Genomic DNA, 23,095 nt, shown 5'->3' on the forward strand with positions numbered 1-23,095 from the left:
GTGGCCGCGACACGAACGGCTGCCGGGGCGGAGACCGAAACGGATGCCGACCCGGCCCCCGCCCAGCGCGGGGACGAGCCGCTGCCGCCGGACGACATTGGCCGGATCGAGGATCCCTTCGATCCCGGCAATGCCCCTGCCGACATGCCCGCCGACCCGACGACGGTCGGCGCGCCGGAGGAAGGCCTGAACGAATCCCTCACCGAGGAACTCGCCGCGCTGATCGATGACGGGCGGACCTATGCCGAGGCCGAACTCAATTTCCAGAAGACCCGCGCAAGCCTCGCGGGGAAGAATGCCGGCATCGCACTCGGCCTGGTGGTGGTCGCGGTGGTCGTGCTGCATGTCGCGGTGCTCGCCTTCGCGGTCGGCATGGTGATCGCGCTCGCCCCGCTGGTGACGATCTGGGGATCGATCGCGATCGTCGTGGGCGCGCTGCTGCTCGCCACCGGCCTGCTCGGCTGGCAGGCGGCGCAGCGCGGCAAGCGGATCGGCGCGATCTTCGCCAAGGACGATCCGCCCAGATCGGACGTGCCGGACGCGGGAGAAAGCTGAAATGGCCGAAATCGACCCGCGCCTTGCCGAAGATCGCGCGCTGCGCAACGCCGCGCTCGCCGTGCTCAAGGCCGACATCGCCCACGCCAGGGAAACCTTCGCGCCGGGAAACCTTGCCAAGCGCACCGGGGCCCGGGTGAAAGACGGCGCCGAGGAAGTCTACGACATCGCAAAGGACCGCGCCGACGACAATCGCGGCGCGATCGCGGTGCTTGTCGGCGCGCTCTTCCTGTTCTTCGCGCGGCAACCGATCCTCGAGATTATCGGCCTGCGCGGGCCTGAAGGGGAAGCCGAAGACGAGAAGGCCGACGACGGGGAACCCGAGGGGGCATAAAGCGCCCGCGCGCACGGCAACCGGCACAGGCCAACGATGCGAAACGGGGCCAGAGGCAATGGGAACATGCACGCCCCTCGTCCCGTTGCTTTCACGAGAAGCCGAAAAGGCGTATGTCATGCGCCGCAGGAAAGCGCTCGCAAATGGCGGGCAAGGAGACACCATGACCGACACGACGACCGGGGAGACGACCTGGGAAAAGACCGCCGAAACGGCCCATACCAACGGCAACGGCCTCGACAAACGCGACGAATTGCGCGCCAAGATCGAAGCGAGCGAGCGCCGGATCGCCGAGCGCAGCCTCGCCGACGATGCGCGCGACGCCGCAGTGGCCGCCCGCGATTACACCCGTGCCCATCCGCTGACCGTGGTCGCGGGGGCAATCGGGATCGGCATCCTGATCGGTCTCGCCACTCCGCCCGGCCGACGCGCCGCAGGCCGCGCGGCGAGCGCCACGGCGGGCGCTGCCGGCAGTGCCGCGAGCGCTGCGGGCAGTGCGGCCAAGAAGGGCGGGGAAGCGGTCTTTACCCCGCTGATCAATGCGCTCACCGCCTATATCCTCAAGCTGGTGGAGGAAACGCTCAGCGCCGCCGAGGCCGGGCAGGACCGGATCGAGGATCTGTCCGACAGCGCCGAAGCGGCCGCGCGCAAGGCGCGGCGCAAGGCCGAATATCGCGCCGGAACCGTCGCCGACGGCGCCCGCGACACGGCCCGCCGCACGCAGCGCAAGGCGCGCCGCACGGTGCGCGGCCTCAAGGACCGCGTAACGGGCTGAGGCAGCAAAGGCTTTTTCGGACCGGCCCGCCGCAGGCGGCGGGCTTGCTCCGCCGGTGAAAGCGATTAAGGGCTGCGGGGATTTTCCTCCCCCGGCCCTTATTCGCGTCCAGCGCGAGGGGGCGACGATCTCAAGGACCCGTGCACATGGCAGAAACCACCCCGAACCAACGTCTCCACCTCGTCATGGGCGGGCGCGTCAAGGACCCGCGCGGCCATGAATTCCAGGACCCGGAAAGCCTCCATGTCGTCGGCATTTTCAGCTCCTACGATGCCGCGGTCGAGGCCTGGCGCGCACAGGCGCAGCGCACGGTCGACGATGCCGAGATGAAATATGTCGTGGTCCACATCCACAAGCTGCTGACGCCCGAGGAATGAGCGCGCAGGGCGGAAGCGGGGGCGCGATCCGCCCGTTCCGCCCCGCCGATGCCGAGGCGCTTGGCCGCCTGACGCTGGCCGCGATCCGCGCGACCGCGGCACAGGCCTATACGAGCGAACAGGTCGCCGCATGGGCCGCGCGCCACCCCGATCCGCGCCGCTTTCTCCAGGGCGCGCCGAAAGGCGATACGATCCTCGTCGCAACCGACGGGGCCGACCGGGCGATAGCCTATGCCCTCATGGAGCCGACCGGGCATATCGACATGCTCTATTGCCACCCGGACCATGGCGGGCGCGGCGTCGCCTCGGCCCTGCTGGTGCGGATCGAGGCGGATGCAGCGCGGCGCGGCCTTGCCGTGCTTTTGACCGAAGCGAGCGAGGTGGCCCGTCCGGTTTTCGCGCGCACCGGGTTCGAGCACTCGCGCCGCCGCAATTTCGCGCTCGAGCACGCCGGACGCAGCGTTCCGATCCACAATTACGCGATGGCAAAACCCCTTTCCGGCAGGTGAGTCCCCGCGCCGCCGGGGATTTCGCCCGGATAGAGCGCGACAGCGAGCTATGCCCCCGCCTGCGCGGGGTGCATGCCCCTGCGATATGGCTTCAGATGAATTCGATCTTGTCGACGAGGTAGAACTTGTCGCCCGAAGGCACCGTCACCTCGATCTCGTCGCCCACCTGCTTGCCGATCAGGGCGCGCGCCATGGGCGAGGAATAGGAAATGCGGCCGCTGCCGGCATCCGCTTCGGTCTGCCCGACGATCTGGTAACGGATCGGCTTGTCGTCCTCGTCAAGCAGGGTGACGGTCGCGCCGAACACGACCTTGTCGCCCGACAGCGTCTTGGGGTCGATGATCTGGGCGCGGCTGACCTTGTCCTCGATCTCGGCGATCTGTGCCTCGACCTGGCCCTGCCGCTCCTTGGCGGCGTGATATTCCGCGTTTTCCGACAGGTCGCCGTGCGCGCGCGCTTCCTCGATCGCGTCGACGATCTTGGGGCGTTCTTCGCGCAGGGTCTTGAGATCGGCGGTCAGCCTCTCATAGCCCTCCACCAGCATCGGAACTTTTTCCATTGTTGCCATGTCCGTCCTTTTCCTCCTCGGCCCCCCGCATCCGAACTGTTGTCCCCACCAAAAGGTCCGTTCTTTTTGCAATCCGCCACCGCACTCCCTCGGCGGGCGAGGGAACCGGTCGAGCACGCGGAATGTCGGAAAGGGCCGTTACGTGGTCGGCCCTTCATAATAGTCCTGCAGCGAACGGACTTCAAGCTGATGCGGCCTGACTGCACAAATCGCCGCCGCCGCGGCGCGACTGGCGGCGGCGGTGGTGTAATAGGGCACCTTCTTTTCGAGTGCGCTGGCGCGGATCGACTTCGAATCGAGCAGGGACTGCCAGCCTTCGGTGGTGTTGAAGATCAGCGCGATTTCACCATCGATGATCCGGTCGACGATGTGCGGCTGGCCTTCGGCAACCTTGTTGACCCGCTCCACGTCGAGGCCCTGTTCGGCGAGGAAGGATTGCGTGCCGGCGGTCGCGATGATGCGGAAGCCCTCCGCGATGAGCGAGCGCACCGCATCGACAATGCCCGCCTTGTCCGAATTCTTGACCGAGACGAACACCGTGCCTTCGCGCGGGAGCGCCATCCCTACGCCCAGCTGCGATTTCAGGAAGGCGGCCTCGAACGTGGTGTCGATCCCCATGACCTCGCCGGTCGATTTCATTTCCGGGGTCAGCACGGGGTCGGCGCCGGGGAAGCGGCTGAAGGGAAAGATCGCTTCCTTTACTGCCATGTAGGCCAGCTCGCGCCGGAAGGGCTCGAAATCGGCCAGCTTCTCCCCTGCCATGACCCGCGCGGCGATCTTGGCGACGGGCTGCCCGATCGCCTTGGCGACGAAAGGCACGGTGCGGCTGGCGCGCGGATTTACCTCGATCAGGTACACCTCGTCGTCCTTGACCGCGAATTGCACGTTCATGAGGCCCACCACATCGAGCGCGCGGGCGAGCGCATCGGCCTGCCGCTCCATTTCCGCGACGATCTCGGGCGGGAGCGAATAGGGCGGCAGGGTGCAGGCGCTGTCGCCCGAATGGACACCCGCTTCCTCGATATGCTGCATGACGCCGGCGACGCGCACGTCCTCGCCATCGCATAGCGCATCGACATCGACCTCGATCGCATCGCGCAGATACTGGTCGACGAGAACGGGGCTGTCGCCGGATACGGTGACCGCGCTCGAGATGTAATCATCAAGCTGGGCCTCGCTGTCGACGATCTCCATCGCCCGCCCGCCCAGGACAAAGGATGGCCGCAGCAGCACGGGATAGCCGATCCGCGCCGCCACCGCCGCCGCCTCGTCGCGGGTATAGGCGATGCCGTTGTCGGGCTGTTTCAGTTTCAGCTTGTTGACCAGCTTGGCGAACCGCTCGCGATCCTCGGCATGGTCGATCGCGTCGGGGCTGGTGCCGAGGATGGGAATGCCCGCATCCTCCAGCGCCTGCGCGAGCTTCAAGGGCGTCTGCCCGCCGAACTGGACGATCACGCCGACGAGCTCGCCCTTGCTCTGTTCGACGCGCAGGATTTCGAGCACGTCCTCGGCCGTGAGCGGCTCGAAATAGAGCCGGTCGGAGGTGTCGTAATCGGTCGAGACGGTCTCGGGATTGCAATTGACCATGATCGTCTCGAAGCCCGCCCCACCTTCTTCGGAGCCCAGCGCGAAACAGGCGTGGACGCAGCAATAGTCGAATTCGATCCCCTGCCCGATCCGGTTCGGCCCCCCGCCGAGGATGACGATCTTGCGGCGGTCGGACGGGTCGGCCTCGCATTCGGCCTGCCCGAAACTGGGCGCTTCATAGGTCGAATACATATAGGGCGTGACCGCCTCGAATTCGGCGGCGCAGGAATCGATCCGCTTGAACACCGGCAGCACGTCGAGTTTCGTGCGCAGCGCGCGCACCTCCTCCTCGCTGGTCGCCCCGGCCATTGCCTGCAACGCGTCGTGCAGCAGGCCGGAGCTTTTCGCCTGCGTTTCGGCAAGCCCGCCTGCAACCCCGACCGAGCGCACGGCGAGCGTCGCGAGGCGGCGGTCGGAAAAGCCCATCGCCTTAAGCCGCCTGAGCCCTTCGGCATCGCGCGGCAGGCCGTCGGACTGGACCTCGCGCTCGGCTTCGATGATGGCGTGGATCTGGCGCAGGAACCATGGATCGTAGAAGGTGACGGCGCCGACCTCTTCGATCGTCAGCCCCTCGCGGAAGGCCTGCGCGATCTTGAGGATGCGCTCGGGCGTGCGGCGCGACAGGGCGGCGGTCATGACGTCCTTCGATACGCCTTCGAGTTCGGTGATGCGGTTGAACCCGTCGAGCCCGGTCTCCAGCCCGCGCAGCGCCTTCTGCATCGACTCGGCGAAATTGCGTCCGATCGCCATGACCTCGCCGACCGATTTCATCGCGGTCGAAAGCGTCGCCTCCGAGCCCTTGAACTTTTCGAAGGCAAAGCGGGGAATCTTGGTGACGACATAGTCGATCGTCGGCTCGAAACTGGCAGGCGTCGCCCCGGTGATCTCGTTGGTGATTTCATCGAGCGTGTATCCCACCGCCAGCTTCGCCGCGACGCGGGCGATGGGAAAGCCCGTCGCCTTGGATGCGAGCGCCGAGGAGCGCGAAACGCGCGGGTTCATCTCGATCACGATCAGCCGCCCGTCCTTCGGATTGACGGCGAACTGGACGTTGGAGCCGCCCGTCTCCACCCCGATCTCGCGCAAGCATGCGATGCTGGCCGAACGCATGATCTGGTATTCCTTGTCCGTCAGGGTCAGTGCCGGGGCGACGGTGATCGAATCGCCCGTATGCACGCCCATCGGATCGACATTCTCGATCGCGCAGATGATGATCGCGTTGTCGAACCGGTCGCGCACCACCTCCATTTCGTATTCCTTCCAACCGAGGAGCGATTCCTCGATCAGGACTTCGGTGGTGGGCGAGGCATCGAGCCCTTCGCGCACGATCGTCTCGAATTCCTGCGTGTTGTAGGCGATGCCCCCGCCCGTCCCGCCGAGCGTGAAGGAGGGCCGGATGATCGCGGGCAGGCCCGTGCGCTCGAGAACCTCGCGCGCTTCGTCCAATGTGTTGGCAACCCCTGAAGCCGCGCTTTCCAGCCCGATCGCATCCATCGCCTCGCGGAAACGCTGGCGGTTCTCGGCCTTGTCGATGGCGTCGGCGCGCGCGCCGATCATCTCCACGCCGTGCTCGGCCAGCACGCCCATTTCATCGAGTTTCAGCGCGCAATTGAGCGCGGTCTGCCCTCCCATCGTCGGCAGCAGCGCGTCGGGCTTTTCCTTGGCGATGATCTTGGCGACGATGTCCGGCGTGATCGGCTCGACATAGGTCGCGTCGGCGAATTCCGGATCGGTCATGATCGTCGCCGGGTTGGAATTCACCAGGATCACCCGGTAGCCCTCTTCCTTGAGCGCCTTGATCGCCTGCGTGCCCGAATAGTCGAATTCGCACGCCTGCCCGATGATGATGGGGCCTGCGCCAATGACGAGGATGGAGGATATGTCGGTGCGTCTGGGCATCAGCGTTGCGTCTCTTGTTCGGGTTCGGGCGCTTGTTGGAGTTCGGCGGGGCCTGCGGCGACCTGCACGTCGATCAGGCGCATGTCCGCCTTCTGCCGCGCGCAGCCGTTTGCGATCATGTCGGCGACCGGCTGCATCTCGCCGCGAATGCGGTAGAGCGCCGGATCGCGGCCGAGGAAGAAGCTGCCTTTTTCGTCGGCGGGCTGGCTCATGAAACGTTCGACGGCGGTCTGCGTCTCGTTGGTCGAGGTCATCCCGCGCGAACCGGCGGTTTCGTCGCTGCCCGCGACGATCAGCGCCTGCACCTCTTCCAGCTCCATCTTGGTGATATCGTAGGTGAAGGTGGGAACGCCGATCTCGCCCTCGTAGCTGCGGAAATCCGATCCCGGCCCCAGCGCCTCGGCCACGCGCGAGGCGCAGTCCGCCGCGCTTTCGGTCCCGACCCGTTCGTCCTCGGGCCAGAGCAGCGAGCAGCCGCCGATCATCGGCATAGCGGCGAGGATGGCGAGGCGCGCTGGGCTCATCCCTCGCCTCCGTTCGGCCGGAAAGCATAGGTGAGCCTGGTGTAGCGATGGACATAGGGCAAGGGGTCGATCGCTGTCACGCCCTTGCCGTGGATGAAGGTGCAGTTGCGACGGATGTCGATCAGACGGGTCCCGTCGCGCACGAGGATGTAGGACAGGACATAATGCTGATGCGGCCGGTTGCGACGGCCGACCACGTCGAGCCGGCGGACATGCTCGCCGATATCGCGCAGCACGTCCTCGTCGATATAGCCCTGCCGCTCGCGCAGCTCGCGCGCGGCTTCGTGGAGCGCATCGGGATCGAAGCGTTCGGCATCATAGGGCCCTTCGACGGCGGCGACCTTGCAATCCATGCGGCCCGCAATCGGCTCGTCGGTTTCCTCGCGGAACAGGACGGGCCGCCAGAAGGCGAGAATGGGCAGACCGGTTTCGGCCTCGCGGATGGTGAGCGAGCCGTCGCCCTGAAACGCGACCCCGCGCGCGATCTGCGCGCCGGGCCACTGGGCGAGCGGGGGCGGGGTCATCGCGGGGTTTTGGGCGGCGAGGGGTGCGACCAGAATGGCGCAGCCCGTAAGCGCCCCGGCCAACAGTCGATAATAACGGGATAAAACCATCATTGCTCGACCGCTTGGTCCATCTGCTGCCTCATGCGCTCGATGCGCTGTCGCGTTTCCTCAAACCGCTCCCTGGCTCCAGCTACGCCTTCGCGGATGTAATTTCGGAACTCGGGGTCGGGCAAGGTGCGGTCGATACACGCGATCAGCTCGTTGTTGTAGAGCCGCGGATCGTCGAGAACGGCCTGCCGCAGCCGATCGAATTCTTCCTTCAATTCGGCTTCGGATCGAGCGTTTTCCTGTGCCCTTTCCTTGAGGAAACTTGCCATCGCCGGCACCCCGGCAAGCTCCTTGATGCCAAGTTCTCCCATGCCGACCACGATAAAGGCACTGGTCACTGCAGCGCAGTGATTATCGTTCTCGGTATCGATCGGGACCCCCCAGTCACGCCATGCGAAGTAACCGATGAAAACGAACACGCTCAGGATCGGAAGAACCAGTCGCTTCATTGCGCGAGACCCCCGACGAACTTCTCGAACAGATAGAAACTGTCCTGCGGCCCCGGCGAGGCTTCCGGGTGGTACTGCACCCCGAAGGCCCGCTTGCCGCGGATCGCAATGCCGCAATTCGTCCCGTCGAACAGCGAGACATGGGTCTGTTCCACCGTGTCGGGCAGGGTGTCCGCATCTACGGCGAAACCGTGGTTCATGCTGGTAATCTCGACGAGGCCGACGCTCTCGCCCCACCCCTCGCCCACGCGCTGCACCGGGTGGTTCGCGCCGCGATGGCCCTGGTGCATCTTCAACGTCCGCGCTCCGGCGGCGATGGCGAGCATCTGGTGGCCCAGGCAAATGCCGAAGATCGGCACGTGGGCATCGAGCAATTGCCGGATCACCGGCACCGCATATTCGCCCGTCGCCGCCGGATCGCCCGGGCCGTTCGACAGGAACACGCCGTCCGGCTCCAGCGCCATGATCTCATCGAAGCTCGCCCGCGCGGGGACCACCGTCACCTTCGCCCCGGCGCGCACGAGATTGCGGAAGATATTGTCCTTCGACCCGTAATCCACCGCGACCACGTGCGGTTTTTCCGCGGCGCTTTCGCCATAGCCGGCCCCGAGCGTCCAGTGACCGCCGGTCCATTCCTCGCGCTTTTCGCGGCTTACCCGCCCGGCCAGGTCCATTCCCTCCAGCCCCGCCCAGACCCGCGCCCGCTCGATGAGCGCGGGAATGTCGAAGCTGCCATCGCTCGCATGGGCGATCACCGCATTGGGCGCGCCGGAGGTGCGGATGCGGCGGGTGAGCGCGCGGGTGTCGACCCCCGCAAGGCCGATCTTGCCCGCCGCCGCCATCCATTCGGTAAACCTCTCGAGGCTGCGGAAATTGCTCGGCTCGGTCACGTCCTCGCGCACCACGCATCCCACCGCGCTTTCCACGCCGTTGTCGAAGGCGCTTTCGATATCCTCGGCATTCGCGCCGACATTGCCGATATGGGGAAAGGTGAAGGTGACGATCTGGGCGGCATAGGAGGGATCGGTCATCACCTCCTGGTAGCCCGTCATCGCGGTGTTGAAGCACACCTCGCCCACCGCTGCGCCCTCGGCTCCGAAGCCCCTCCCCCAGACGACAGTCCCGTCGGCCAGGACAAGGCATCCGGTCGCCCCTTTCGGTTGCGCAGGCGTCGTCGCGGAAAGGGCCATGGGGCGCTCCGTTGGAAAGGTTGACCGGCAATGCGTGCTAAGTCCCATGCGCTAGGCCCGCGCACCGACCTCGTCAAGCTAGGCGCGGCGCTTCCCATAAGCTAGGGCGCGCCCCATATTGATCTCTTCCACAGATAACATGACCGATCGGGATGTAACTGCAATGATAAGGGACGAAATCAAGACCGCGACCGTCCAGGCGATGAAGGGCGGCGACAAGGAACGCACGGCCGCGCTGCGCCAGATCTCCGCCAAGATCAAGGACCGCGATATCGAACAGCGCACCAGCGACAAGGCGTTGGACGACGACGAACTGGTCACCGGCGTGCTCCAGAAAATGGCGAAGCAGCGGCGCGAATCGATCGCAATGTACGAAAGCGGCGGGCGCACCGAACTCGCGGAGAAGGAAAAAGCCGAGCTCGCCGTGATCGAGGAATTCCTTCCCACGATGATGAGCGAGGCCGAAGTCATGGCCGCGATTCAAGCCATCAAGGCGGAAACGGGCGCGTTCGGCATGAAGGACATGGGCGCCGTCATGGGCGAGTTGAAAAAGCGCCACGGCGCGGTGCTCGACGGCAAGATGGCGAGCGCGCTGGTCAAGCAATCGCTGAGCTGAGCGGGCTTGGCTCGCGGTCTTGCACATCCTGATGCGTCGGCGCGCTTGATCGCGGGCGCTTTCGCGCGCACCCTTGCCGCATGACCATCACCCCGCAATGGAAGGACGAGCTGCGCGCGCGGATCACCCTGTCGGGCGTGATCCGGCGCACGACCAAGCTCACCAAGGCGGGGCGCGAATGGAAAGCGTGCTGCCCGTTCCACTCCGAAAACACGCCGAGCTTCACCGTCAGCGACGACAAGGGTTTCTACCACTGCTTCGGCTGCGGGGCGCATGGCGATGTCATCAGCTGGATGATCGAGCAGCGCGGCCTGTCCTTCATGGACGCGATCAAGGAACTGGCCGCCGAGGCCGGGATGGAAGTGCCCGCGCCCGATCCGGTCGCCGCGCAGAAGGCCGAACAGCGTGCCAGCCTGATCGACGTGACCACCGCGGCGCAGGATTTTTTCGCTGGTCAGCTTGCGAACGAGAACGGGCGGGCGGCGCGCGACTATCTTGAGGGGCGCGGCTTTTCGGCTGCCACCTTGCGCGAATTCGGTTTCGGCTATGCGCCCGACGATCGTCAGGCGCTTGCGCGTGCCTTGTCGCGGTTCGAGGACGACATGCTGGTCGAAACCGGCATGCGCATCCGGACCGATGATCCCGGATCGGGGTCCGGGACAGGTGGCAAGACCTACGACCGTTTCCGGGGCCGAGTGATGCTGCCGATCCAGGACGCGCGCGGGCGGGTGATCGCCTTCGGGGGGCGTATCCTTGGGAAGCGTGACGGGGTCGCGAAATACCTGAATTCCCCCGACACGCCGCTGTTCGACAAGGGACGCACGCTCTACAACCTCCACCGCGCCGCGCCCGCCGCGCGCCAGTCGGGCCGGGTCATCGTGGTCGAGGGTTACATGGACGTCGTCGCACTCGCCCAGGCGGGGTTTGCCGATGCCGTCGCCCCGCTCGGCACGGCGCTGACCGAGACGCAGCTCGAAATGCTCTGGCGCATGGTCGAGCGCCCGGTGCTGTGCTTCGACGGCGATAGCGCAGGGCAGAAGGCGGCGATGCGGGCGATTGCCCGCGCGCTGCCGCTGCTCAAGCCTGCGCGTACGCTCGGCATCGTTCGCCTGCCCGCCGGTCTCGATCCCGACGACCTGCTGCGCGAGAAGGGGAAGCAGGCGATGGAGGCGCTGCTTGCCGAGCCCGCCAGCCTGCTCGAGACCGTGTGGGAATACGAACGCGATGCGCAGCCGCTGGACAGTCCCGAGGCCAAGGCCGGACTGAAAGCGCGGCTGATGGAGCATACGGAGACGATCGGCGATCCCGATATCCGCGCGCTCTACCGGCGCGAATGGCTCGATCGCTTCTCCGCTTTCGCCTATCCGCCGCGCCCGCCCCGCACCGCTGCGCGCGCCGCGCCGCAAAGGGGCGCATGGCAGGGCGGGACCGCCCGGCCCGCACCGCTTTCACCCGAGGCGCGCGCGACATTGCGCCGGCTTATCGAAGGCGGCGCGCGTCATTCGCTGAGCGAAGCGGTGATCGCGGGCTTCCTGCGTCATCCTCAGCTTATCGCACCCCATGTCGAAGCGCTCTCGCGGCTCGCCCGGCATGACCCGAAAGCCGCACCCGCGATCGAATCGCTTATCGAATTGTCCGAAACGCTTGATTCGCGCGGGGGAAAGGCCATATCCCCTGCTCAAGGCATTCCCGCCCCGCCGGTCGACAATCGATACGCCTTCCTCAGGGAAGGGACCACACCGGACGAAGCGCGCGAGGAACTGGCCGAGGCTGTTGCGTTACTGGTCGAAAGGCCGGCGCTGGAGGCTGCCCTGGCAGCCACGATCGACCGTTTCGACAGCGATCCGGAAGGATCGTTCGCCGAGCAGGTTCGGCTGCGCGAACAGCTCACGACAGTCGATGAACGCCTGAAGGCCTTCGGGCGCAGGAAAGCCGCTCCGGCGGCGACGGACAGGGACCCGGCCGCGGATGCGGTCGGATCGGACAAAACGGCTCTCGCGGCTGGGGACACGAACGACCCTCCCGCGGCGGGCGCAAGGGATTGACAGGACCGCATGGCTTCGAGCGCGAAAACCCAGGACGACGATGCCCCGCTGATCGACCTTAACGAGGCATCGGTGAAAAAGCTGATCTCAAAGGCGAAGAAGAAGGGCTACGTCACCTATGACGAGCTGAACGAGGCCCTGCCCTCGGGCGAAATGAGCCCCGACCAGATTGAGGATATCCAGACCGCGCTTTCCGAAATGGGCGTCCAGATCGTCGAGAACGACGAAGAAGCAGAAGCGGAGGCCGAAGCCGAAGCCGAAGTCGAGGAAATCGCCGTCGGCCCGGACGAGGGCGAAGACGCGGATGCCGCCAAGACCAAGAAGGACCCCAAGGCCGCGGTCAAGAAAACCACCGGTGGGGAACGCACCGACGATCCGGTGCGCATGTATCTGCGCGAAATGGGCGCGGTCGAACTGCTGAGCCGCGAAGGCGAGATCGCCATCGCCAAGCGGATCGAGGCGGGCCGCGACATGATGATCATGGGCCTGTGCGAAAGCCCGATCACCTTCCACGCGATCATCCAGTGGTCCGAAGCGCTCAATGCCGAGGACATGCAGCTGCGCGAGATCCTCGATCTCGACGCGATGCTGTCGAAGGAACCGCCGGCCGACAAGATGGCCGAGGATGCCGACGATGACGATGACGGCGAAATCTCCGAGGAAACCGCCGGGCCCACGATCCGCGACGACGACGAGGAAGAGGCGGACGAGGACAGCGAAGAGGACGAGGACGGCGAGGGCGGCTCGTCCAAGCGCGAGGACGAGGACGAAGAGGACAACACCCTCAGCCTCGCCCAGATGGAAGCCGCGCTCAAGCCGGAGGCGATCGAGCGTTTTGCGCGCATTACCAAGCTATTCAATTCCTTTGAGAAATTGCAGGCCGAACGGGTCGAGACACTGGCCGCTGGCGGGGACTTTCCCAAGGCCAAGGAAAAGAAATACGAACAGCTCGGCGAAGAGCTGACGGCGGAAGTGGAATCGATGCAGTTCCACGCGACCAAGATCGAATTCCTGGTCGACAATCTCTACGCCTTCAACCGCCGCCTGACCGCGCTGGGCGGCCAGATGCTGCGCCTTGCCGAGCGCCACAAGATCAAGCGGATCGACTTCCTCAAGGGCTATGTCGGCAATGAGCTCGACGATGCCTGGATCAAGGAGCGCGCCAAGAAAGACAAGAAATGGGCCGCCTTCCTCGAGAAGGAAGCCGACGCGATCGAGCGCATTCGCACCGAGATCACCGACATCTCCGCGCAGACCGGCATGGCGCTCCCGGAATTCCGCCGCATCGTCAACATGGTGCAGAAGGGCGAGCGCGAGGCGCGTATCGCGAAGAAGGAAATGGTCGAGGCGAACCTGCGCCTCGTGATTTCCATCGCCAAGAAATACACCAATCGCGGGCTGCAATTCCTCGACCTGATCCAGGAAGGCAATATCGGCCTGATGAAGGCGGTCGACAAGTTCGAATATCGCCGCGGTTACAAGTTCAGCACTTATGCGACGTGGTGGATTCGGCAGGCGATCACGCGGAGCATCGCCGACCAGGCGCGCACCATCCGCATCCCGGTCCACATGATCGAGACGATCAACAAGCTGGTGCGCACCTCGCGCCAGTTCCTCCACGAGGAGGGCCGCGAGCCGACCCCTGAGGAAATGGCCGCGCGGCTGTCCATGCCGCTCGAAAAGGTGCGCAAGGTGATGAAGATCGCCAAGGAGCCGATCAGCCTCGAAACGCCCATTGGCGACGAGGAAGACAGCCACCTCGGCGATTTCATCGAGGACAAGAACGCGGTCATCCCCGTCGACGCGGCGATCCAGGCGAACCTCAAGGAGACGGTCACCCGCGTGCTCGCCAGCCTCACCCCGCGCGAGGAACGCGTGCTGCGCATGCGGTTCGGCATCGGGATGAACACCGATCACACGCTCGAGGAAGTCGGCCAGCAATTCTCCGTGACCCGCGAACGCATCCGCCAGATCGAGGCGAAAGCGCTGCGCAAGCTCAAGCACCCGAGCCGCAGCCGCAAGATGCGGTCCTTTCTCGACCAGTGATCCTACGCCGCGAGCCGGATTTCGTCCCTCTTCCGGTTCACAACCAGCGCCGCACGCTCGCCCTGTAGGCGCGGTATTCCTCCCCGAAACGCGCCTCCAGCGCGCGTTCCTCGGGGATGATCTGGAAGCGCGTCATCCACCAGACGAACGCCGCGATGACCGCAAGGTGTCCCCAGGCGAAATCCCACGCCGCCACCGCGCCCAGCAGCATCGCCATGCCGACATACATCGGATTGCGCGAGACGCGGAAAAGCCCGCTGGTGACGAGGCGCTCGGCGCGTTCCGGATGTATCGGGTCGACCGTCGTGCGCGCCCGGGAAAAGCCCACCGCCGGAGCGAACAGGAAAGCGAGCGCGCCCGTCGCCAGCAGCGCGGTCAGCCAGGGCAGTTCGACACCCGGTGGGGGTGCGACCCGGCCGATTCCCGCCATCAGCGCGATCGAGAGCGCGACCTGCACGGGCGGAGGGATGCGAAGTTCCATGCCGACCCCTTCAATACCGCCGGTTCTTGTCGTCGTCATAGCTGCGCGGGAAGAGGCCGTATTTCAGGCGATACTCCTCCGGCACCTGCGGATCGGGCGCACGCGGCAGGGCGGCAAATCGCCGCTGCCACTCGCCCGCCTCATCGGCGGGGATTTGCGACCATTCGATCGTGTTCCTCGCGGTCAGCCCCCAATCGCCCGCATTCGTGACCGCACCTGCGCGCACCTCGAAAACCGGCGCGTCCTCGTCGTAGCCGCGGCTGGGAAAGCTCACCGTTTCGCCGATGCCAAGCACCTTGATCTCGACGAGGCAACGCTCGTCCGGAGCGGGCACTTTCTCGCATTTGACCCCGTGCCCCGCGAGCCGCCAGCGCCCGGCGGGAAGCTGGTAGGCGCGGACCTTGTATTGGGTGGTCCGGTTCGCGAAAGCGAGCATGGGCTGGCTGCGGGTAAAGCGCACCAGGTCGCCGGGATTATCGAGGCTCCCGCCCTCCCGCACGAACCACACGCTCAGTTCTTCGAGCAGGAAAAGCTCGCTCCTGACCGACAGGATCACCGCGCCATGTCCGGGATCGAGCGCGGAAGCGCGGCTTATGCGCTCGGCCTCGCGGCCTTCCTGCGCAAGCAGGGCGACCGGGGCGAACAGCGTCAGGATAGCGCAAAGGGCGCGCAGCAGAAGGCGGTTTCGCATGGACCTCACCGGCAAGGAAAAAAGCGGCATAGGGAAAAGTGCAGAGACGAGCGGTAAAGTGCATTTTCCACTCGCACGCGCAAGCCTCGTCTCTCGAAAGCCGCCCATTCGCCGCGAAAGGCCCGAATAAAGCCCGCGCGGGGTGGAAGCCGGGCGCGACAGTCTCTATGAAGGGAGCATGCGCATCGCCATCGCTTCCGATCACGCCGCGACCGACCTCAAGGCCGAGCTGGCCGAATGGTTGATCGACGAAGGCCACGAAGTCGCCGATCTCGGCCCCGGCGAGGGCGAGAGCGTCGATTATCCCGATTACGGCTACAAGCTGGCCGAAGTCATCGCCGAAGGCACGGCCGATTACGGAATCGCGCTGTGCGGGTCGGGGATCGGCATCTCCATGAGCTGCAACCGCCACCCGCAGGTGCGCTGCGCGAATGTGTCGGAACCGCTTTCCGCCGCGCTTGCGCGCGATCACAACGATGCCAACGTGATTGCGCTCGGCGCGCGGCTTGTCGGTATCGAGATGGCGAAAAGCTGCGTCGCGACCTTCCTTGCGACCGAATTCGCCGATGCCGCCGAACCCGAAGGACGCCACCGCCGCCGCGTGGCGAAGCTCGGCACCCCGCCCTTTGCGGCCGACCGCATCGAAACCCACCAGTAACCCGCCTTCAGGAGGCCCCTATGAGCACCGCTCCCGCGCAAATCGTCGACACGCCCGAAATGGATGCATTCTGGAACGACGACCTCCAGACCGCCGATCCCGAAATCGCCGCGGCCGTCACCAAGGAGCTTGCCCGCCAGCGCGACAAGATCGAACTGATCGCATCGGAAAACATCGCGAGCCGCGCCGTGCTCGAAGCGACGGGCAGCGTGTTCACCAACAAATATGCCGAGGGCTATCCGGGTAAGCGTTATTACGGGGGCTGCGACTATGCCGACGTGGTCGAAACGCTGGCAATAGATCGCGCCAAGCAATTGTTCGGTTGCAATTTCGCCAATGTGCAGCCCAATTCCGGCTCGCAGATGAACCAGGCCGTGTTCCTCGCCCTGCTCCAGCCCGGCGACACCTTCATGGGGCTCGATCTCAATTCCGGCGGCCACCTCACCCATGGCTCGCCCGTCAATATGAGCGGCAAGTGGTTCAATCCGGTCAGCTATGGCGTGCGCGAAGGCGACGAGCTGATCGACATGGACGAAGTTGCGAAAACCGCGCGCGAACACAAGCCGAAGCTCATCATATGCGGCGGCACGGCCTATTCGCGGACCTGGGATTTCGCCGCGTTCCGCAAGGTCGCCGATGAGGTCGGCGCGATCCTGCTGTGCGACATGAGCCACATTTCGGGCCTCGTCGCAGGCGGCGCGCATCCCTCACCCTTCCCGCATTGCGACATTGTCACCTCGACCACCCACAAATCCCTGCGCGGTCCGCGTTCGGGCATCATCCTGTGGAATGACGAGAAATATACCAAGCCGCTGAACATGGCGGTCTTCCCCGGCCTGCAGGGCGGCCCGCTGATGCATGTCGTCGCGGCCAAGGCGGTCGCCTTTCGCGAAGCGCTCGCTCCCGAATTCAAGGCCTATGCCCACCGCATCGTCGAGAACGCCCGCGCGCTCGCCGCGAGCCTGGAGGAAAACGGCTTGCGCATCGTCTCCGGCGGGACGGACAACCATTCCATGCTGGTCGATCTTTCGGCCAAGGACGTGACCGGCAAGGACGCGGAAAAAGGCCTCGATCGCGCCTGGCTTACCTGCAACAAGAACGGCATCCCCTTCGACACGCGCTCGCCCTTCGTCACCTCGGGCATCCGGCTCGGCACGCCGGCGGGCACGACGCGCGGTTTCGGCCCGGCCGAATTCCGCACCGTCGGCAAGCTGATCGCGGAGGTCGTGGACGGCCTCTCCCGGAACGGTGCCGAAGGCGATGCTCAGGTCGAGGAAAGTGTGCGCGCGCGCGTTTCGGATTTGTGCGACGCTTTCCCGGTCTATCCCGGCCTGTAACGCGCCAAGGGCGGCCCTAAGAGAACGACACGAGAAATGCGCTGCCCCTTCTGCGCCCACGAGGACAGCCAGGTGAAGGATTCGCGCCCGACCGAGGACGCGACCGCGATCCGTCGCCGGCGGCAATGCACCAAGTGCGGCGCGCGCTTCACCACTTTCGAGCGCGTCCAGCTGCGCGAGGTCACCATCGTCAAGGCCGGGGCCGACGGCACGCCCCAGCGGCGTGAACCCTTCGACCGGGCCAAGCTCGAACGCTCGGTCGCGCTCGCCTGCCGCAAGCGCGGGATCGGGCAGGAACAGATCGACCAGCTGGTGAGCGGGATCCAGCGCCAGGTCGAAACCGCAGGCGAGGCGGAAGTCTCCTCCTCCCATATCGGCGAACTGGTGATGGATGGCCTGAGGCAGATCGACAGCGTCGCCTATATCCGCTTCGCATCCGTCTATCGCGATTTCTCCGAGGCGCGCGATTTCGAGGAATTCGCCAGCACCGTCACCGAAGCGGGCGGCGCGAAGGCGGCGCAGGAATAAAGCGGGAATCAGGGGCGGGAACCGGGCGCGATGGACAAGACGACGAAGCCGGTCATGGTGCTGGTGCGCCCGCAATTGGGCGAAAATATTGGCAAGGCGGCGCGCGCCATGCTCAATTTCGGGCTTACCGAAATGCGTCTCGTCGCGCCGCGCGACGGATGGCCCAACCCCTCCGCAGGTCCGGCCGCAGCAGGGGCGGACATGGTGCTCGAAAACGCGAAGGTTTTCGACACCACCGCCGAAGCGGTCGCGGACTGCGCCCATGTCTATGCGACGACCGTCAGGAAACGCGGCGTGACGAAGCCCGTCGTCGGAGCGGACGGGGCCGCGCAGCTCATCCACGCGGGCGCGGGGCGTCATGCGGTTCTCTTCGGCCCCGAACGTTCGGGGCTGGAAACCGGGGACGTCGCGCTCGCCCGGCATATCCTGACCGTGCCGATCAATCCCGAATTCGGATCGCTCAATCTTGCGCAGGCGGTGATTCTCGTCGCCTATGAATGGTCGCGGATCGGGCGCGAGCAGGCCGAAGCCGGGGGCCGCGCCCTGCCCGATCTCGTCCAGCCCACCGCCGAGGACGCCCTGCCCCCCGCCTCGCAGGCCGAACTCGACGGACTGATCGCGCATTTCGAACGGATGCTTGAGCCGAAAGGCTATTTCCTCCCCGAAACCCGCGCCGAAGCCACCCGGCGCACGTTGCGCAGCGTGCTGACGAGGCCGGGCTGGAACCATCTGGAAGTGCGCACGCTGCGCGGCATTCTCAGCACGCTCGAGCGCGAGCCGAAGGCCTGAGCGGGCCTGCGAGGGGACAGCGGGTGGACGCGACCTTGCGAATGGCCACGGGTCGAACCGCGGGGCGCACCGAGGCGATCGCCGCCGCGCGCGCCTTTGCCCGGCCGCTCCACCGCCCGGCGGCGATGGCCCGCGATTTCCTGTTCTGGCGCCATCTCAGGGTCCTGCGCGCGCGGGCCATGCGCCATGTCCACCGGGCCACCGGCGGCGCGCTGTGCGGCGGCAAGGCGGCTCCCGTGCGTTCGGTCTATGGCGTTGCGATGTGGCCGAACTGGTCGGACAAGACCTATGCCTATTGCCATTACGGAACCTATGGCTCCTATCTCGCCGACCTGATCGGGGCATTGGACGTGCCGTTCGCCTTTCTCGACGTGGGCGCCAACCAGGGCCTGTTCTCGCTCATCGCCGGGCGCAATCCCGCCTGCGAGGCGATCCTTGCGCTCGACCCGGTGCCGGCAACCCATGCCCGGCTCGAGGCCAATCTCGCCGCCGCCGGGCTGGCAGGCCGTGCGATTGCGCTCAATGTCGGCCTGTCGGAGCGCAGCGGATCGGCCACCATCACTCTCGGCCGCGCGCATAGCGGGCTTGCCACCCTCGGGCCGCACCTCGCCGCGCGCAGCGGCGATGCTGCGCGGATCGACGTCGCGCTCGTCACCGCAGCCCGGATCGTGCCGCACCTGCCCCGCCACTTGCCGATTTTTGCCAAGATCGATGTCGAGGGGCACGAGGCGGTGGTGATCGACCAATTGCTCGGCTCGGCGCTGGGCGAGCGGGTCTGCGGCCTGTTCTACGAGCACGACGATCGCTGGAGCGATGCGGCGCGAATCGAACGGGCACTGGCGCGGGCGGGCTTTGCGCAGCGGCGGCGCTATGGGCGAGGGCGGCATTACGACGTGCTTGCCACGCCGACCTATTGAGCGCGCGATTACCGCAAAGGCTTTGATGGACAGGCCCGCCCGGGCGCGTTAGGTGCGCCACGTCGCTTGATCTTGCTTCCCTAACCAAACGGATTTCTTCATGAATTTTGCTCCCGCCCGTCTCGCGGCGCTCGCCGCCTGTGCCCTCTTCGCCGCCCCGGCGCTCTCCGCCGCTCCGCAGGAGGCGGAGGAACCCGCCGACCAAGCCGAAGCGCGGGAAGATGACGGCAAAGGGGCGCCGACCAACCCCGCTGCCAAGTCCGAAGCGAAGGAAGACAAGCGCATCTGCCGCCGCATCCGCGCGGACATGTCGAGCCGTCGCAAGACGCGCGTGTGCCTGACCGCGGAACAATGGCGCGAAATGAACCGCCGTCGCTGAACCGGCTCGCGCACGGCCGCGATGCGCGCGCCTCCCGGGGCGCGCCGATGCCGTTCATCGTTGACTGGGCCCGCAATCCTGCTATGCGCGCGCTTCGCAAATGGGCCCCGCACCCCGGTGAAGCGGTGGCCGCGTCGAGGATGAACCTCGCACGGTGCGATGCCGGGTTGGATGTCCACCACTGGGGTGGATCAGCAAATTTGAAGGACACGACTTATGTCGAAGCGCAAGAGCGCCAAGTACAAGCTCGACCGCCGGATGGGCGAAAACATCTGGGGTCGCCCGAATTCCCCCGTCAACAAGCGTTCCTATGGTCCCGGCCAGCACGGTCAGCGCCGCAAGGGCAAGATGAGCGATTTCGGCCTGCAGCTGCGCGCCAAGCAGAAGCTTAAAGGCTATTACGGTGATGTCACCGAAAAGCAGTTCCACCGCACCTACAAGGATGCGACCCGGATGAAAGGCGATACGGGCCAGAACCTGATCGGCCTGCTCGAACGCCGGCTCGACATGATCGTCTACCGCGCCAAGTTCGCGCCGACCATCTTCGCCGCGCGCCAGATCGTCAGCCACGGGCACATCTACGTCAACGGCGTGAAGTGCAACATCGCCTCGCGCCGCTGCGATGTCGGCGATGTCATCAGCCTCGGCAAGAAGGCGCAGGAAATGGTGCTGGTGATCGAGGCGCAGAGCCTGCCCGAGCGGGACATTCCCGACTATGTCGCACCCGACGGCACCGACAAGGTGACCTTCACCCGCGTGCCCAAGCTCGACGAAGTGCCCTATCCGGTCACCATGGAACCGAACCTCGTGGTCGAGTTCTACTCGCGCTGATTTCGCGTTAGCCCTTCGCCCGGCTCCTGCAAAGGTGCGCGAGATGGAGAGCGGCCCCAGCCCGCGACTGGGCTCGCGGCCACGGAAAACGGGCGGTCCCCCGAGGGCCGCCCTTTTCTTTTGCGCGCCGTTTTGCGATCACTCCGGGCAAGGGGGATCGCTGCCGAATGAACATATTGCTGATCGACGGCCACCCGGACGAAGGCCGCCTCACGACGCACCTTATCGACACCTACGAGCGTGCCCTGCCCGCAGGCTGCGCGGTCACGCGTGTGGCGGTGCGCGATCTCTCCTTCACCCCGACCCTGCGCCACGGTTATGCGAAACGCATCGAGTGGGAGCCCGACATCGCCGCGCTGGCCGAGGCGCTCAATGCCTGCGATCACCTCGTGGTGGCCTTCCCGATGTGGTGGGGCAGCGAGCCGGCCGAGCTCAAGGGTCTCATCGACCGCCTGTTCCTGCCCGGTTTCACCTTCGCCTATCACGATGACGATCCGTGGTGGGACAAGCTCATGGCGGGCCGCAGCGCCGATGTCATCGCGACGATGGATACCCCGCCCTTCGTGCTGCGCTGGGTTCACGGCAATGCCCTGATCCGGCGCTGGAAGGGGCAGGTTCTGGGTTTCTGCGGTTTTGCCCCTGTGCGCACGCTTTCGCTCGGGCCTGCGGATGAAAAACAGGTCGCAAAGCGCCTTGCCGGGTGGGAAAAACGGATCGCGAAGCTGGCGGGCTCGATCCGCCAGAAAAAGCCGGGCGACAAGCAGCCGCGCCTTGCCGCCTTCCTCGAACGCGAAAAGGTCAGTCCCTGATCCGGTCCCATTCCTCGAATTCGTAGGCAATCGATCCCTCGACGAGCCGCTCCCACACTTGCGCGATCACGTCGCCCGGAAGCCCGCGCGTCTCGGCGTCCTTGACGGCGGCAGCGATGACATAGGCCTTGCGCTGTTCGTCGCGCACTGCACCGCGCTCAGGCTTGATCCGCGCGGCCGCACGCATGTAGCCGAAGCGCCGGGCGAGCAGGTCCATCAATTCACGGTCGGTCGCATCGACGCCGACGCGCACCTCGATCATGGTTTCGCATTCCTCGGGCGGCTTGGCTGGCACGTCTGTCATGGCGCCCGGCCTTGCCGCGAAGCCGGGCGTTTGTCGAGAGGCTTGGGCCGGCCCCGGTCAGCCCTCCCCCGGCAAAAGCACAGGTCGGACGATCGTCCGGCTTGCGCCCCGGGGCCGGATGATCGTGCGGGCGGCATAGGTACAGGTCAGGCCCCGAGATATTCGCGCCGGAAATCGCCTGCGAAGGCGGCGAAGGTTCCCTCGACGATCGCCTCGCGCATGGCCTGCATCAGCTGCTGGTAAAAGGCGAGATTGTGCTCGGTCACCAGCATGGCGCCGAGGATCTCGCCCGATTTTTGCAAGTGGTGAAGATAGGCGCGGGAATAGGTCGCGCAGGTCGGGCAGGCGCAGCGCGGGTCGAGTGGACCGGTATCCTCGGCATGGCGCGCATTGCGCAGGTTGAGCGGCCCGTTCCCGGTAAAGGCCTGTCCGTTGCGGCCCGAACGCGTCGGCAGCACGCAGTCGAACATGTCGATCCCGCGCTCGACAGCGCCGACGAGATCGTCGGGCTTGCCCACGCCCATGAGGTAGCGTGGGGAGTGCTCGGGCAGCATGTCCGGCGCATAGTCGAGCACGCCGAACATCGCTTCCTGCCCCTCGCCCACAGCCAGCCCGCCGACCGCGTATCCGTCAAAGCCGATATCGACCAGCTTTTCTGCGGAAATGCGGCGCAAATCCTCGTCCAATGCGCCCTGCTGGATGCCGAACAACGCCGCGCGGCCCGCGTGCTCTTCGCCGCTGTCGAAGCCTTCGCGGCTGCGCCGTGCCCAGCGCATGGACAGCTCCATGCTTTCGGCGATCTCGTCGCGGGGGCGGTCGGCGCGCGGGCATTCGTCGAAGGCCATGACGATGTCGGAGCCGAGCAGGCGCTGGATTTCCATCGAGCGTTCGGGTGTGAGCATGTGCTTCGACCCGTCGATATGGCTGCGAAATTCGACGCCCTGCTCGGTGAGCTTGCGAAGGTCCGACAGGCTCATGACCTGGTAGCCGCCGCTGTCGGTGAGGATCGGGCGGTCCCAGTTCATGAAGGCGTGAAGTCCCCCGAGCCGCGCGACCCGCTCCGCACCGGGGCGCAGCATCAGGTGATAGGTGTTGCCAAGGATGATGTCGGCGCCCCCGGCGCGCACGCTTTCCGGCTTCATCGCCTTGACCGTCGCGGCCGTGCCGACCGGCATGAAAGCGGGCGTACGGATCTCCCCGCGCTGCATGGCAATGGTGCCGGTGCGCGCCTTGCCGTCTGTCGCGTGGAGGGTGAATTGGAAGCGGGGGGACGTCATGGCAGC

At 65.9% G+C, this 23,095-nt stretch carries 26 protein-coding genes; 16 read left to right on the forward strand and 10 right to left on the reverse strand.

All coding sequences use genetic code 11. The annotated features are described in order from the left end of the window. From RIB52_RS10810 to RIB52_RS10830, 5 genes are all read left to right on the forward strand, one after another. Entirely contained in the window at positions 1 to 555 is a 555-nt protein-coding gene (locus RIB52_RS10810; protein WP_350175447.1) for a phage holin family protein, read from the forward strand. Position 556: 1 nt separating this feature from the next. Then, positions 557 to 889 carry a hypothetical protein gene (locus RIB52_RS10815; protein WP_350175448.1) on the forward strand — a complete coding sequence of 111 codons (333 nt, stop codon included), beginning with the start codon at positions 557 to 559 and terminating at the stop codon, positions 887 to 889. A 163-nt stretch (positions 890 to 1,052) separates the two neighbouring features. Then, entirely contained in the window at positions 1,053 to 1,664 is a 612-nt protein-coding gene (locus RIB52_RS10820; RefSeq protein ID WP_350175449.1) for a hypothetical protein, read from the forward strand. A 146-nt stretch (positions 1,665 to 1,810) separates the two neighbouring features. Continuing rightward, positions 1,811 to 2,041 carry a DUF4170 domain-containing protein gene (locus RIB52_RS10825; protein ID WP_350175450.1) on the forward strand — a complete coding sequence of 77 codons (231 nt, stop codon included), beginning with the start codon at positions 1,811 to 1,813 and terminating at the stop codon, positions 2,039 to 2,041. Further along, positions 2,038 to 2,550: a GNAT family N-acetyltransferase gene (locus RIB52_RS10830; RefSeq protein ID WP_350175451.1), complete on the forward strand. Its 513-nt coding sequence runs from the start codon at positions 2,038 to 2,040 to the stop codon at positions 2,548 to 2,550. Before RIB52_RS10825 ends, RIB52_RS10830 begins: the two co-directional genes overlap by 4 nt. Positions 2,551 to 2,641: 91 nt before the next feature. On the opposite strand, the gene greA is transcribed toward RIB52_RS10830, so the two are convergent. The 6 genes from greA to carA all read right to left on the reverse strand — a co-directional run bounded on the left by greA (position 2,642) and on the right by carA (position 9,381). After that, positions 2,642 to 3,118 carry a transcription elongation factor GreA gene (gene greA / locus RIB52_RS10835; RefSeq protein WP_350175452.1) on the reverse strand — a complete coding sequence of 159 codons (477 nt, stop codon included), beginning with the start codon at positions 3,116 to 3,118 and terminating at the stop codon, positions 2,642 to 2,644. A 138-nt stretch (positions 3,119 to 3,256) separates the two neighbouring features. Continuing rightward, the gene (gene carB / locus RIB52_RS10840; RefSeq protein ID WP_350175453.1) at positions 3,257 to 6,604 is read right to left on the reverse strand and encodes a carbamoyl-phosphate synthase large subunit; all 3,348 of its coding nucleotides are present in this window, start codon (positions 6,602 to 6,604) and stop codon (positions 3,257 to 3,259) included. Continuing rightward, entirely contained in the window at positions 6,604 to 7,128 is a 525-nt protein-coding gene (locus RIB52_RS10845; RefSeq protein ID WP_350175454.1) for a hypothetical protein, read from the reverse strand. The genes carB and RIB52_RS10845 overlap by 1 nt, the downstream gene beginning before the upstream one ends. Further along, positions 7,125 to 7,745 carry a carbamoyl-phosphate synthase large subunit gene (locus tag RIB52_RS10850; protein ID WP_350175455.1) on the reverse strand — a complete coding sequence of 207 codons (621 nt, stop codon included), beginning with the start codon at positions 7,743 to 7,745 and terminating at the stop codon, positions 7,125 to 7,127. Before RIB52_RS10850 ends, RIB52_RS10845 begins: the two co-directional genes overlap by 4 nt. Further along, complete coding sequence (locus RIB52_RS10855) at positions 7,742 to 8,191, reverse strand: hypothetical protein (RefSeq protein WP_350175456.1); 450 nt, start codon at positions 8,189 to 8,191, stop codon at positions 7,742 to 7,744. Before RIB52_RS10855 ends, RIB52_RS10850 begins: the two co-directional genes overlap by 4 nt. Next, a complete protein-coding gene (gene carA, locus RIB52_RS10860; RefSeq protein WP_350175457.1) occupies positions 8,188 to 9,381 on the reverse strand; it encodes a glutamine-hydrolyzing carbamoyl-phosphate synthase small subunit in 1,194 nt (397 codons plus the stop codon). Before carA ends, RIB52_RS10855 begins: the two co-directional genes overlap by 4 nt. 163 nt (positions 9,382 to 9,544) lie before the next feature. On the opposite strand from carA, the gene RIB52_RS10865 reads away from it, so the two are divergent. The 3 genes from RIB52_RS10865 (at position 9,545) to rpoD (ending at position 14,088) form a co-directional block, all read left to right on the forward strand. Then, on the forward strand, positions 9,545 to 9,997 hold the full coding sequence (locus RIB52_RS10865) for a GatB/YqeY domain-containing protein (protein WP_350175703.1): 453 nt from the start codon (positions 9,545 to 9,547) through the stop codon (positions 9,995 to 9,997). Positions 9,998 to 10,077: 80 nt separating this feature from the next. Then, positions 10,078 to 12,042, forward strand: coding sequence for a DNA primase (gene dnaG, locus RIB52_RS10870; protein ID WP_350175458.1), 1,965 nt, complete (start codon positions 10,078 to 10,080; stop codon positions 12,040 to 12,042). Between the two features lie 9 nt (positions 12,043 to 12,051). Beyond that, the gene (gene rpoD / locus RIB52_RS10875; protein ID WP_350175459.1) at positions 12,052 to 14,088 is read left to right on the forward strand and encodes an RNA polymerase sigma factor RpoD; all 2,037 of its coding nucleotides are present in this window, start codon (positions 12,052 to 12,054) and stop codon (positions 14,086 to 14,088) included. A 37-nt stretch (positions 14,089 to 14,125) separates the two neighbouring features. Here rpoD and RIB52_RS10880 read toward each other — a convergent pair whose 3' ends face one another. After that, positions 14,126 to 14,569, reverse strand: coding sequence for a methyltransferase family protein (locus tag RIB52_RS10880; RefSeq protein WP_350175460.1), 444 nt, complete (start codon positions 14,567 to 14,569; stop codon positions 14,126 to 14,128). Between the two features lie 10 nt (positions 14,570 to 14,579). Continuing rightward, a complete protein-coding gene (locus tag RIB52_RS10885; protein ID WP_350175461.1) occupies positions 14,580 to 15,260 on the reverse strand; it encodes a hypothetical protein in 681 nt (226 codons plus the stop codon). Between the two features lie 178 nt (positions 15,261 to 15,438). Here RIB52_RS10885 and RIB52_RS10890 point away from each other — a divergent pair, with 178 nt between their 5' ends. From RIB52_RS10890 to RIB52_RS10925, 8 genes are all read left to right on the forward strand, one after another. Next, on the forward strand, positions 15,439 to 15,918 hold the full coding sequence (locus RIB52_RS10890) for an RpiB/LacA/LacB family sugar-phosphate isomerase (protein ID WP_350175462.1): 480 nt from the start codon (positions 15,439 to 15,441) through the stop codon (positions 15,916 to 15,918). A gap of 20 nt (positions 15,919 to 15,938) precedes the next feature. Further along, on the forward strand, positions 15,939 to 17,255 hold the full coding sequence (gene glyA, locus RIB52_RS10895) for a serine hydroxymethyltransferase (RefSeq protein ID WP_350175463.1): 1,317 nt from the start codon (positions 15,939 to 15,941) through the stop codon (positions 17,253 to 17,255). Positions 17,256 to 17,291: 36 nt separating this feature from the next. After that, positions 17,292 to 17,783 carry a transcriptional regulator NrdR gene (nrdR, locus tag RIB52_RS10900; protein WP_350175464.1) on the forward strand — a complete coding sequence of 164 codons (492 nt, stop codon included), beginning with the start codon at positions 17,292 to 17,294 and terminating at the stop codon, positions 17,781 to 17,783. Positions 17,784 to 17,813: 30 nt separating this feature from the next. Next, positions 17,814 to 18,572 carry an RNA methyltransferase gene (locus RIB52_RS10905; protein WP_350175465.1) on the forward strand — a complete coding sequence of 253 codons (759 nt, stop codon included), beginning with the start codon at positions 17,814 to 17,816 and terminating at the stop codon, positions 18,570 to 18,572. 41 nt (positions 18,573 to 18,613) lie between these two features. Continuing rightward, positions 18,614 to 19,489: an FkbM family methyltransferase gene (locus tag RIB52_RS10910; RefSeq protein ID WP_350175466.1), complete on the forward strand. Its 876-nt coding sequence runs from the start codon at positions 18,614 to 18,616 to the stop codon at positions 19,487 to 19,489. Between the two features lie 100 nt (positions 19,490 to 19,589). Beyond that, positions 19,590 to 19,868 (forward strand): hypothetical protein, encoded by a 279-nt coding sequence (locus RIB52_RS10915; protein WP_350175467.1) that lies wholly within the window; start codon positions 19,590 to 19,592, stop codon positions 19,866 to 19,868. Between the two features lie 216 nt (positions 19,869 to 20,084). Then, on the forward strand, positions 20,085 to 20,699 hold the full coding sequence (gene rpsD / locus RIB52_RS10920; RefSeq protein WP_350175468.1) for a 30S ribosomal protein S4: 615 nt from the start codon (positions 20,085 to 20,087) through the stop codon (positions 20,697 to 20,699). Positions 20,700 to 20,866: 167 nt separating this feature from the next. Continuing rightward, positions 20,867 to 21,508, forward strand: coding sequence for an NAD(P)H-dependent oxidoreductase (locus RIB52_RS10925; RefSeq protein ID WP_350175469.1), 642 nt, complete (start codon positions 20,867 to 20,869; stop codon positions 21,506 to 21,508). Here the strand turns inward: RIB52_RS10925 and RIB52_RS10930 are convergent. After that, positions 21,498 to 21,812 (reverse strand): chorismate mutase, encoded by a 315-nt coding sequence (locus RIB52_RS10930; protein WP_350175470.1) that lies wholly within the window; start codon positions 21,810 to 21,812, stop codon positions 21,498 to 21,500. The two genes, RIB52_RS10925 and RIB52_RS10930, sit on opposite strands and share 11 nt — an antisense overlap. A gap of 146 nt (positions 21,813 to 21,958) precedes the next feature. Continuing rightward, on the reverse strand, positions 21,959 to 23,089 hold the full coding sequence (gene tgt, locus RIB52_RS10935; protein ID WP_350175471.1) for a tRNA guanosine(34) transglycosylase Tgt: 1,131 nt from the start codon (positions 23,087 to 23,089) through the stop codon (positions 21,959 to 21,961). Between the last annotated feature and the right edge of the window lie 6 nt (positions 23,090 to 23,095).

Source organism: Erythrobacter sp., assembly GCF_040217515.1.
Taxonomy (GTDB): Bacteria; Pseudomonadota; Alphaproteobacteria; order Sphingomonadales; family Sphingomonadaceae; genus Erythrobacter.

What these genes read in the sequence shown, in the direction of transcription:
- tgt (WP_350175471.1), bottom strand. Translation starts at nt 23,089, where the DNA reads ATGACGTCCCCCCGCTTCCAATTCACCCTCCACGCGACAGACGGCAAG.
- RIB52_RS10855 (WP_350175456.1), bottom strand. Translation starts at nt 8,191, where the DNA reads ATGAAGCGACTGGTTCTTCCGATCCTGAGCGTGTTCGTTTTCATCGGT.
- RIB52_RS10885 (WP_350175461.1), bottom strand. Translation starts at nt 15,260, where the DNA reads ATGCGAAACCGCCTTCTGCTGCGCGCCCTTTGCGCTATCCTGACGCTG.
- RIB52_RS10825 (WP_350175450.1), top strand. Translation starts at nt 1,811, where the DNA reads ATGGCAGAAACCACCCCGAACCAACGTCTCCACCTCGTCATGGGCGGG.
- rpoD (WP_350175459.1), top strand. Translation starts at nt 12,052, where the DNA reads ATGGCTTCGAGCGCGAAAACCCAGGACGACGATGCCCCGCTGATCGAC.
- RIB52_RS10880 (WP_350175460.1), bottom strand. Translation starts at nt 14,569, where the DNA reads ATGGAACTTCGCATCCCTCCGCCCGTGCAGGTCGCGCTCTCGATCGCG.
- RIB52_RS10815 (WP_350175448.1), top strand. Translation starts at nt 557, where the DNA reads ATGGCCGAAATCGACCCGCGCCTTGCCGAAGATCGCGCGCTGCGCAAC.
- RIB52_RS10845 (WP_350175454.1), bottom strand. Translation starts at nt 7,128, where the DNA reads ATGAGCCCAGCGCGCCTCGCCATCCTCGCCGCTATGCCGATGATCGGC.
- RIB52_RS10820 (WP_350175449.1), top strand. Translation starts at nt 1,053, where the DNA reads ATGACCGACACGACGACCGGGGAGACGACCTGGGAAAAGACCGCCGAA.
- rpsD (WP_350175468.1), top strand. Translation starts at nt 20,085, where the DNA reads ATGTCGAAGCGCAAGAGCGCCAAGTACAAGCTCGACCGCCGGATGGGC.
- nrdR (WP_350175464.1), top strand. Translation starts at nt 17,292, where the DNA reads ATGCGCTGCCCCTTCTGCGCCCACGAGGACAGCCAGGTGAAGGATTCG.
- RIB52_RS10915 (WP_350175467.1), top strand. Translation starts at nt 19,590, where the DNA reads ATGAATTTTGCTCCCGCCCGTCTCGCGGCGCTCGCCGCCTGTGCCCTC.
- RIB52_RS10930 (WP_350175470.1), bottom strand. Translation starts at nt 21,812, where the DNA reads ATGACAGACGTGCCAGCCAAGCCGCCCGAGGAATGCGAAACCATGATC.
- carB (WP_350175453.1), bottom strand. Translation starts at nt 6,604, where the DNA reads ATGCCCAGACGCACCGACATATCCTCCATCCTCGTCATTGGCGCAGGC.
- RIB52_RS10830 (WP_350175451.1), top strand. Translation starts at nt 2,038, where the DNA reads ATGAGCGCGCAGGGCGGAAGCGGGGGCGCGATCCGCCCGTTCCGCCCC.
- RIB52_RS10910 (WP_350175466.1), top strand. Translation starts at nt 18,614, where the DNA reads ATGGCCACGGGTCGAACCGCGGGGCGCACCGAGGCGATCGCCGCCGCG.
- carA (WP_350175457.1), bottom strand. Translation starts at nt 9,381, where the DNA reads ATGGCCCTTTCCGCGACGACGCCTGCGCAACCGAAAGGGGCGACCGGA.
- glyA (WP_350175463.1), top strand. Translation starts at nt 15,939, where the DNA reads ATGAGCACCGCTCCCGCGCAAATCGTCGACACGCCCGAAATGGATGCA.
- RIB52_RS10905 (WP_350175465.1), top strand. Translation starts at nt 17,814, where the DNA reads ATGGACAAGACGACGAAGCCGGTCATGGTGCTGGTGCGCCCGCAATTG.
- RIB52_RS10890 (WP_350175462.1), top strand. Translation starts at nt 15,439, where the DNA reads ATGCGCATCGCCATCGCTTCCGATCACGCCGCGACCGACCTCAAGGCC.
- RIB52_RS10925 (WP_350175469.1), top strand. Translation starts at nt 20,867, where the DNA reads ATGAACATATTGCTGATCGACGGCCACCCGGACGAAGGCCGCCTCACG.
- dnaG (WP_350175458.1), top strand. Translation starts at nt 10,078, where the DNA reads ATGACCATCACCCCGCAATGGAAGGACGAGCTGCGCGCGCGGATCACC.
- RIB52_RS10865 (WP_350175703.1), top strand. Translation starts at nt 9,545, where the DNA reads ATGATAAGGGACGAAATCAAGACCGCGACCGTCCAGGCGATGAAGGGC.
- RIB52_RS10850 (WP_350175455.1), bottom strand. Translation starts at nt 7,745, where the DNA reads ATGATGGTTTTATCCCGTTATTATCGACTGTTGGCCGGGGCGCTTACG.
- greA (WP_350175452.1), bottom strand. Translation starts at nt 3,118, where the DNA reads ATGGCAACAATGGAAAAAGTTCCGATGCTGGTGGAGGGCTATGAGAGG.